Origin of the sequence: Paraburkholderia sp. CNPSo 3274, assembly GCF_024206475.1 — a bacterium.
Taxonomy (GTDB): domain Bacteria; phylum Pseudomonadota; class Gammaproteobacteria; order Burkholderiales; family Burkholderiaceae; genus Paraburkholderia.
The window spans coordinates 1-8,624 of record NZ_JAMBPR010000146.1 but is presented as its reverse complement, the minus strand read 5'-3'; the positions used below and the strand labels follow the sequence as shown (position 1 = coordinate 8,624).

Here is an 8,624-nt window from a genome sequence, read left to right as displayed (position 1 = left end):
CAGTCGATCGAGGTACTTCTGAAAAATAGTGCGCTGGGCGCGAGGCCCGAAGACGAAACCGGGCAGTAGTGTGCGATTGCGCACATTGTTCATGGCGCTGTCACATTAGCGGCTCTGCCGCGGTAGACGGCACGGATACGAACGTCCTCCATCGCCGCCAACCCGTAGCCAACCGTAAAGGAAACGGTGACGGCGGTACCGCAGCATCCGCGAGCCGACGTGATTGACCGAATGACAAATACACTTTGAAAGCTGCCGTCGAGGCGGCGTCGCCCCGTCGGCAATATTCGCCTAAGGTTGACTGACCTACGTGATGGCGCCCGATAGTTTTCCCAAACAGTTTTTCCCACGCTGCGGCGAAACGACGCGATCCGCTGAATTCAACCGTCGTGTCATTGATTGGGTTTATAATGACAACAAGATCATAAATGATGAAAGAGTCAAATATAGGGTCGTTTGTGCTCGGTGCTGCCCGTAATCCAGTCCGGCATCCAGGCTTCTCTGCGCAACCCGGCAACGCAATGAGCCGTTGTGCAAGGTTAAGTCGCTTCGCTTAAGGAGAATCACGAGATGGACCAGCTTACACAGCTGACACGCAATCACGAGATCGCATTGAAAATCCTGCGCCTGTTGCACAATCGCCTCGAAGAGGCCCGGCGATCGTTCGGGCATAGGACTAGCGACGCAATCAAGGGGGGCGATGGCACGTCCGCGTTCACCATTCCCAACCTGGCGCAGTTCACACCATGGGGCGCCTGGCACTATACGGCCGATTTCGCGCAGCGCTCCGTCCTGTTCTGGGATACCTTGCGTCAACGCGGCAACGAGTTCATCGAGCGCAACAAGGCCGGGATCAAGCCGGCGTTGCATTTCGACTATGACGTAGTGCTCGACGCGAGGCACTTTGAGCGGCCCGTCAACTACGCTCTGCTGTCGATACGGCCGCCGGAGGGTGTCGTGGTCGACGTGAAGAAGCGCCCGTATCTGATCATCGATCCGCGCGCCGGGCACGGTCCCGGCATCGGGGGCTTCAAGGACGATTCGCAGGTCGGCGTTGCCCTGCGCGCCGGTCATCCGGTCTATTTCGTCGTGTTCTTCCAGGAGCCAGAGCCCGGCCAGACCCTGCTCGACGTGTGCGCGGCCGAGCAGAAGTTCGTACGGAAGGTGCGCGAACTGCATTCAGACAGCCAAAAGCCCGCGATCGTGGGGAATTGCCAGGGCGGCTGGGCCGCGATGATGCTTGCCAGTTCATCGCCCGAAGACACCGGTCCCCTCGTGGTCAACGGCGCGCCCATGTCTTACTGGAGCGGGGCGTGGAGCGAGGGTGAGGCGCCCAATCCGATGCGTTATGCCGGAGGCATTCTGGGCGGCACATGGCTCTCGTCCCTGTCGGCCGATCTTGGCAACGGCAAGTTCGACGGCGCGCATCTCGTGAACAACTTCGAGTATTTGAACCCCGCCAACACGTTCTGGGACAAGTACTACAACGTGTTCGCCAACATCGATACGGAACCAGCGCGCTTTATCGAGTTCGAGCGGTGGTGGGGCAGCTACTACCTGATGAACCGGGAAGAGATCGAGTGGATCACCGGTAACCTTTTTATCGGCAACAAGCTGTGGTCCGGCGAAGTGTCCGGCCCGTCGGGCAAATCCTTCGACCTGCGCGCCATCCGCTCGCCCATCATCCTTTTCGCATCGATGGGCGACAACATCACGCCGCCGCAACAGGCGTTCAACTGGGTTGCTGACATGTACAGCAGCACCGAGGAGATCAAGGCGCGCGGCCAGGTCATCGTCGCCCTGATGCACGAGGACGTCGGCCATCTCGGCATCTTCGTTTCCGGCAAGGTGGCGAAGAAGGAATACACGCAGATCTTCAACGTGCTGGAGACAATCGAGACGCTTGCGCCGGGCCTCTACGGCATGTCGATCAAGGAGGTAAAGGGCGCAGACGGCAAAACCGAATACGAGGTCTCGCTCGCCGAACACCGGCTGGAAGAAGCCGTCGAGCATTTCAACGAGTTGCGGCGCGAGGACGAAAAGCCGTTCAAGGCCGTGGCGGCGGTGTCGGAGTTCAACCAGCGAGCCTACGAGCTGTTCGTTCGACCCTTTGTGCAGCATGCTTCGAACGAGACGACCGCGCGATTGCTCCGTGACTTTCATCCCTTGCGTCTCCAGCGCTGGACATTCTCGGACCTGAATCCGTGGCTGGCCGCGCTGCGTCCGATGGCCGATGCTGTCAGAGCCAGCCGGCAGCCCTCGAGCGACCTCGAACCCTGGCGCACGGTCGAGCGGCGCGGCTCAGAACTGATCAGCGCCTCGCTCGACCAGTTCCGGGCTGTAAGAGACGCCAGCATCGAAGCACTGTTCTTCTCGATCTACGCGAATCTTTTCGCAATGCACGACCCGGACCGCCTCGGCGAGCAGGGCGGCGGCGCGTCCGCCGCCGCCGATCCTCGCAGCCTGCCGTTCGTCCAGGCTGCGCTCGCCTCGGTGAGGCAGGGCGGCTACAACGAGGCGGTCGCGCGCACCGCGTTCCTCCTCGCGCCAAAGGGCGAGCCGCTACCGCTTTCGCGCATCGAGACAGTCAAGCAACTGGTCGATGAATATGCCGACTACCTGCCGCATCTGCCTCCTGCCGACTGGCGGCGCATTCGCGGGGAGCAGGAACTCATCGCGACTTTTGAGCCGCAACAGGCTATCCAGACGTTGCCCGACCTGCTCGCCAACCCGGAAGACCGAAACCGGCTCCTGACCTTGCTCGACAAACTGCTGGCCGACCGGCGGGTGCTGCGCATCCCGCCGGAACCCGCGCAGGAAGAGGCGCTGCGCTCCATCCGGTCAGTGCTCGGAGCGACAACCGCGCTCGAGTCGCCCCCACAAAAGGCCCGCGCACCGCGCGTTCGCGCCACGGCATCGTGAGTGCCGCCAACCCGTCAGTGAGCGAACCCGCCATGGAATCCAGACACGTCAAGTACCACGAGCTCATTGCGCAATGCCGTAGCTTCGCGCCCATGCCTCTGGCCGTCGTTCATCCCTGCGACAAGAGTTCCTTGCAGGGGGCGGTCGAGGCGGCGCAGCAAGGGCTGATCGTGCCCACGCTCGTCGGTCCGCGCGAGCGCATCGTCTCCGTCGCTTCGGAATACGGTCTTTCGATCGCCGATTACCCGATCGTCGACACACCGTTCAGCGAAGCTTCGGCGGCCGCGGCCGTCCAGCTCGTGCGCGAAGGCAAGGCCGAAGCGCTCATGAAGGGCAGTCTTCATACCGACGAACTGATGGCCGAAGTGGTCCGCCGCGATTCGGGACTGCGCACTGGCCGGCGCATCAGCCACTGCTTCGTGATGGATGTGCCGGGACATGCCGAACCGCTAATCGTGACCGACGCGGCGATCAACATCGCTCCGACGCTTGAGGCAAAAGTCGACATCCTGCAGAACGCGATCGACCTTGCCCACGCCTTGCGGTTTCCGGAAGTGCGGGTGGCGATTCTGTCGGCAATGGAGACAGTGAACCCGAAAGTACCGTCCACAATCGAGGCTGCCGCGCTATGCAAGATGATGGACCGGGGGCAGGTAACCGGGGCACTCGTCGACGGTCCGCTTGCGCTCGACAACGCCATCGACGCCGAGGCGGCACGCATCAAGCACATCGAGTCGCCGGTGGCGGGGCGCGCCAATGTGCTGATGGTGCCCGACCTCGAAGCGGGCAACATGCTGGCCAAGAGTCTGTCGTTCCTCGCGGGCGCGGACGCGGCCGGTATCGTGCTAGGCGCGCGCGTGCCCATCATCCTGACGAGCCGGGCTGATTCGCTCATAACACGCCTCGCCTCGTGCGCGGTGGCCGTGCTCGTCGCCCTCGCGCGGCGCGAAGCGGCAAAGATCGTGGGGTGATGCCATGGCAGACGTGATTCTCGTCCTCAACGCTGGCTCGTCCAGTATCAAGTTCTCGGCGTTCGAAGAGCAGGGTAGTGCGCTCGAACTGGTCGTGCATGGCCAAGTCGATGGACTCTATACGTCGCACGCAAGATTCGAAGCATTGGACCGTCACGGCGAACACCATGCGAAGGAGTGGACTGCCGGTACGGAGCTGGACCACCGGCACGGGCTGGAACACATCGGAGTGTTCCTCGAGGAGCATCGCGAAGGGCACACGCTCGTGGCCGTCGGCCATCGTGTGGTACACGGCGGGCAGCGCTTCAGCGGCCCGGTTCGTTTGACCCCTGCGGTGGTCGACGAGCTGGACAAGCTGACGCCGCTGGCACCCCTGCATCAGCCGCATAACCTGAAGGCGATACGCCTTTTCGACCAGATGCAGCCAGACGTGCCGCAGGTGGCGTGCTTCGATACGGCGTTCCACCGGACGCAGCCGGAGGTGGCCCAGGCTTTCGCGCTCCCGGCGGCGATCACCGACCTCGGTGTGCGCCGCTATGGCTTTCACGGGCTGTCGTACGAGTACATCGCCAGCGTGCTACCTCACGTCGCACCCGGGGCAGCCGCGGGGCGCACCGTGGTTGCGCATCTAGGCAACGGCGCGAGCATGTGCGCCCTCGTGGCGGGCGCGAGCGTGGCCAGCACGATGGGCTTTACTGCCCTTGATGGCCTCCCGATGGGCACCCGCTGCGGCAATCTCGATCCCGGCGTGGTGCTGTACCTGACTGAAGAACAGGGCATGGATGTGCGTGCTGTGGAGGATCTCCTGTATCGCAAGTCCGGATTGCTCGGCGTATCGGGCGTCTCCGCGGACATGCGCACACTGCTCGAAAGCGACGATCCTCGCGCCCGCTTCGCGATCGATCTTTTTGTCTATCGCATCTCGCACGAGCTGGGCTCGCTTGCCGCCGCCATGGGAGGCATCGACGCGCTCGTGTTTACCGGCGGCATAGGTGAGCACGCTGCGGCGGTCCGCGAGGCTGTCGTGCGGCGAGCGCAGTGGCTCGGTGCCGAGCTGGACGTCGCTGCCAATCTTAAGGGCGGACCACTCGTGACCACCGCTTCAAGCCGCATGCCGGTGTGGGTCATTCCAACCAACGAAGAACTGATGATTGCGCGCCATACGCGCGCTGTCGTGGAGTAAAGCGATGTCAACGGAAAACAGCGCACCGGGAGGCCCCCTGCTCAAGGGCATGAAGGCGCTCGTCACGGGCGTCGCCAACGAACACTCGATTGCATACGGGTGCGCGAGGGCGTTTCGCGAACTTGGCGCTGACCTTGCGATTACGTATGCCACGGAAAGGACGAAAGCCTGGGTCGAGCCAATCGCGCAGGAATTGCATGCTGACATGCTCCTGCCGCTCGACGTCGCCGATGCGAACCAGCTCAATGCGGTGTTTGCCGAAATAGGCCAGCGTTGGGGACGTCTCGACATTGTGCTGCACTCGATTGCGTGGGCACCGAAGGACGACCTTCAGGGCGGCCTGTTGCACTGCTCGAGCGAGGGCTTCGCGCAAGCAATGGACATTTCGTGCCATTCCTTCGTGCGTATGGCCGCGCTTGCCGCGCCCCTCATGGATAAAGGTGGCACGCTGCTCACCATGAGCTATCACGGCGCAAGCAAGGTCGTGCCGAACTATAGCGTCATGGGACCCGTGAAGGCTGCCCTCGAAGCGTGCGCGCGTTACCTCGCCCATGAACTGGGTCCGCAGGGCATCCGCGTTCACGCCATCTCGCCGGGTCCGCTAATGACGCGCGCCGCTTCCGGACTCAAGGACTTTGGTCTGCTGCTCAACGAAGCAGCCCACCGTGCGCCGCTCGGCGAACTCGTCGACATCATGGACGTTGGCTACACCTGCGCTTTCCTCTCCACACCGTACGCACGGAAAGTGTCCGGGGCAACGCTGTACGTCGATGGCGGCGTCAACATCATGGCGTGACACTGCACAGGAGAAGGACCTCGTGACTGAGCTATTGCTGCAAACCGTCGAAGACACTGTTTCCGACGAAGACATCCGGGGGTTTTTGAGCCGCTATGGCTTCCCGCCGTTTATTTCCATCGAACGCGTGGCAGGTACCGGAATCCGGCCTGCTGTGCTGCTTGCGTTCCATGATCTGCAGCCGGAAGCGCTGCGACTTCTTCAGGCCAGGATTCACCGCGTGTTCTGGAGCGACCACGTGATCGAAGCGATCATTGTGCAGCGCCCGACAGAATGACTGTCATATCTCCGCACAGAGGGTGCGCTATGCGTCGACGATGCCTGCGGTATTCGGCGAATCAGCCGATTCGCCCGACGCGCTGGATAACGAAGAACGGCGCCGGCGGTGCGTGTCCGGACCTTCATCATGCGCACTGAAGTCGCGGCGGCGCGCCTCTTGGACCACGACCGTTCGCAATGCTGATCATATCCCCTACCTTGACCACAGTTGTGCATCATTGTGAATCGGGTCGAGAATCAAGCGGACACTCACGCGGCTCTGGAGAGCCTCAGCGGAATTGCTCGCGATTATTTGGCTGCCTCCGTTCTTGATGGAGGCTGTATCAGGGCCTATCCCTGCATTGCACGAGCCGCCGAGGTGCCGTGCGCTATCGCAGATGCGTTCCGTCTTTCCCGTGTCGAGGAAGATTTTGCGCGTCTCACTACAGATCTCCAGTCGTGGCCGCGGGGGCCTGAAGGGTCGTGGCGGGAACCCACGTCAACGCTGCCGAGCGTCTGCGCCCTGACGCACCCATGGAGTTGCTCGTCGTTTATGATCGCTCGACCATTGGTGCCTGCGCGAGAGCATCGAAACATCGAAACTATGTGCCGCATCTATAAGCCGCGCTTCAATTGACAACGATAATTTGCGCAACTATTTTCAGATCTATTTTTAGTATGACGGAACATATAACTCTACGTTGTCCGGCCGAGATGTTCCGGGCATGTGTGAAACACTAAAAACTATGGAATATATCGAAAGCTTGCGCCTGTTTCGCGCCATTGTAGAGGTCAAGAATTTCCGGCGTGCCGGCGAAATGATGGACTTATCACCATCGGTCGTTTCGCGGGCGATCGCATCGTTGGAAGAGCGGCTCGGCACCCGGCTTTTTCACCGCTCTACCCGACAGTTTTCGCTCACGGAAGCGGCAGAGCGCTTTTACAACGGCTGCACGCGGATCCTGGACGATCTCGACTGTCTGGAAGCCGATGCTGCAAGTCAAGGTCGACTGCCTGCCGGCGTCCTAAGGCTGGTCGCCCATACGACCGCGGCGCTGACATGGCTCGCACCACTAATTGCTTCGTTCAAACTCAAGTTTCCGAGCATCACCGTGGACGCCACATTAACCGAGCGGCCAGTTGATCTGACAGCAGATGGTTATGACGTCGGTATCATTATGCCTTTTATGCTGGCGACGGATTTGGCCGTGACGCGACTCCTCCAGAGACTGCCGTTGGTGATCGTTACCACTCAGGCCTATCTGGCCAGGCGCCCTCGGCCCCGGCATCCGGCTGACCTGGAAGACCACGTATTCGTCACTGTTCCGCCTTCGATGCACAAGCCATTTGTCACCTTTCGAACGGAGCATGAAAACGTCGCAGTCCCGATTCACTACGAAATTACCTCGAACAACCCGATCTTCAATCGTGACATCGTGCTCCAGGGATTCGGTATCGCGCTGCTCCCGATCACGCTGGTAGAGCACGATATAAAGGCCGGGCGGCTGATTCGGCTGCTCGAGCAGTTCGAGGTCGCAGATACGGCGGCCGAGCTCCGCCTGGCTTACATGGGACGCACGCTGTTACCCCCGAAGGTGAGAGCGTTCATCGACCACACGTCGCAATTCTTTGAGGGCGGCGCCGAAACACCTCCTTGAGCTCGTTGCCCATGCCTGTCTCACTGATCGCAAACAACTTGCTCACGCCACGGCTGGCGTCCGCGTGGCAAGGTCAGTAACCTGGCGGAGGCTGCGTATTGTAGGCCGGCTGAAATCGTGTCGCTTCGTTTTGCGTGCGATACACATCGGCAGCGCTGCGCGGGACCGGCACACGCTCGCCATTTGCGTACATGCACTGAACGTAGGCCTGGTCGTAGCGGTGTTGAAGGCTGGTGGCGGAGCTTTGCGCCATGCTGCTGCCGATCATGCTGCCGCCGAGCAGACCTACGCCTGCGCCGACCGCTGCGCCGCGGCGGCCGTTGAATGCCGCACCGGCCGCCGCGCCGAGCGCGGTGCCGATGGCCGTACCGCCGAGCGCGCCGGTCGCTGCAGCCTGTTGGGTGCTCACGCCGCCAGTCTGCTGGGAAGCAAAGTGCTGGCACAGTGCGTCGTCGGCGCGGAATTGATCGAAGGACTTGCCGGTGCCGGGCAGGGCCATCACTGTGGGGCCCGTCGGCATGCCGGCACAGCCGGCCAGGGCGATGACGCCGGCCAGGCTGACCACGGCGACGAGTACCGCAGATGCGCCGCGCTTAGTGCGCGATTGCGGGGAGATGGAATTCATTTCGCTCATATCATTTCGGCGCGGTCGGCCTCACGGGCACTTCCACCCAGCGGCTCGAACATCCCTTCACGTACGGGTAATATTTTTTTGTCACCGGGCAATACCACCAGGTACCCGCCGGCGGACTCGTTTGCGTTTGCTCGACATAAACAGTAGTCGGGGCCGGTTGGACCGACTGGACGCCGACGGGGGCGGGCGCAGCATAGAAGAC

The 8,624-nt window shown here is 61.8% G+C and carries 7 protein-coding genes and 1 pseudogene; 6 read left to right on the top strand and 2 right to left on the bottom strand.

Going from position 1 to position 8,624, the window contains the following annotated elements:
- Positions 1–570: 570 nt before the first annotated feature.
- The 6 genes from M3I54_RS42730 to M3I54_RS42705 all read left to right on the top strand — a co-directional run bounded on the left by M3I54_RS42730 (position 571) and on the right by M3I54_RS42705 (position 7,788).
- On the top strand, positions 571–2,922 hold the full coding sequence (locus tag M3I54_RS42730; RefSeq protein WP_254346316.1) for a DUF3141 domain-containing protein: 2,352 nt from the start codon (positions 571–573) through the stop codon (positions 2,920–2,922).
- Between the two features lie 17 nt (positions 2,923–2,939).
- On the top strand, positions 2,940–3,893 hold the full coding sequence (locus M3I54_RS42725) for a phosphate acetyltransferase (protein WP_309249686.1): 954 nt from the start codon (positions 2,940–2,942) through the stop codon (positions 3,891–3,893).
- Positions 3,894–3,897: 4 nt separating this feature from the next.
- Positions 3,898–5,076 carry an acetate/propionate family kinase gene (locus M3I54_RS42720; RefSeq protein WP_254346312.1) on the top strand — a complete coding sequence of 393 codons (1,179 nt, stop codon included), beginning with the start codon at positions 3,898–3,900 and terminating at the stop codon, positions 5,074–5,076.
- Positions 5,077–5,080: 4 nt separating this feature from the next.
- The gene (gene fabI / locus M3I54_RS42715; protein ID WP_254346310.1) at positions 5,081–5,872 is read left to right on the top strand and encodes an enoyl-ACP reductase FabI; all 792 of its coding nucleotides are present in this window, start codon (positions 5,081–5,083) and stop codon (positions 5,870–5,872) included.
- Between the two features lie 22 nt (positions 5,873–5,894).
- Complete coding sequence (locus M3I54_RS42710; RefSeq protein WP_254346301.1) at positions 5,895–6,149, top strand: RNA-binding protein; 255 nt, start codon at positions 5,895–5,897, stop codon at positions 6,147–6,149.
- A 727-nt stretch (positions 6,150–6,876) separates the two neighbouring features.
- Entirely contained in the window at positions 6,877–7,788 is a 912-nt protein-coding gene (locus tag M3I54_RS42705) for a LysR family transcriptional regulator (RefSeq protein ID WP_254346320.1), read from the top strand.
- A gap of 73 nt (positions 7,789–7,861) precedes the next feature.
- Here M3I54_RS42705 and M3I54_RS42700 read toward each other — a convergent pair whose 3' ends face one another.
- Together M3I54_RS42700 and M3I54_RS42695 are read right to left on the bottom strand one after the other, a co-directional pair.
- Entirely contained in the window at positions 7,862–8,413 is a 552-nt protein-coding gene (locus M3I54_RS42700; protein WP_254346318.1) for a YMGG-like glycine zipper-containing protein, read from the bottom strand.
- A gap of 10 nt (positions 8,414–8,423) precedes the next feature.
- Positions 8,424–8,624, bottom strand: a pseudogene (locus M3I54_RS42695) (hypothetical protein); the annotation flags it as partial.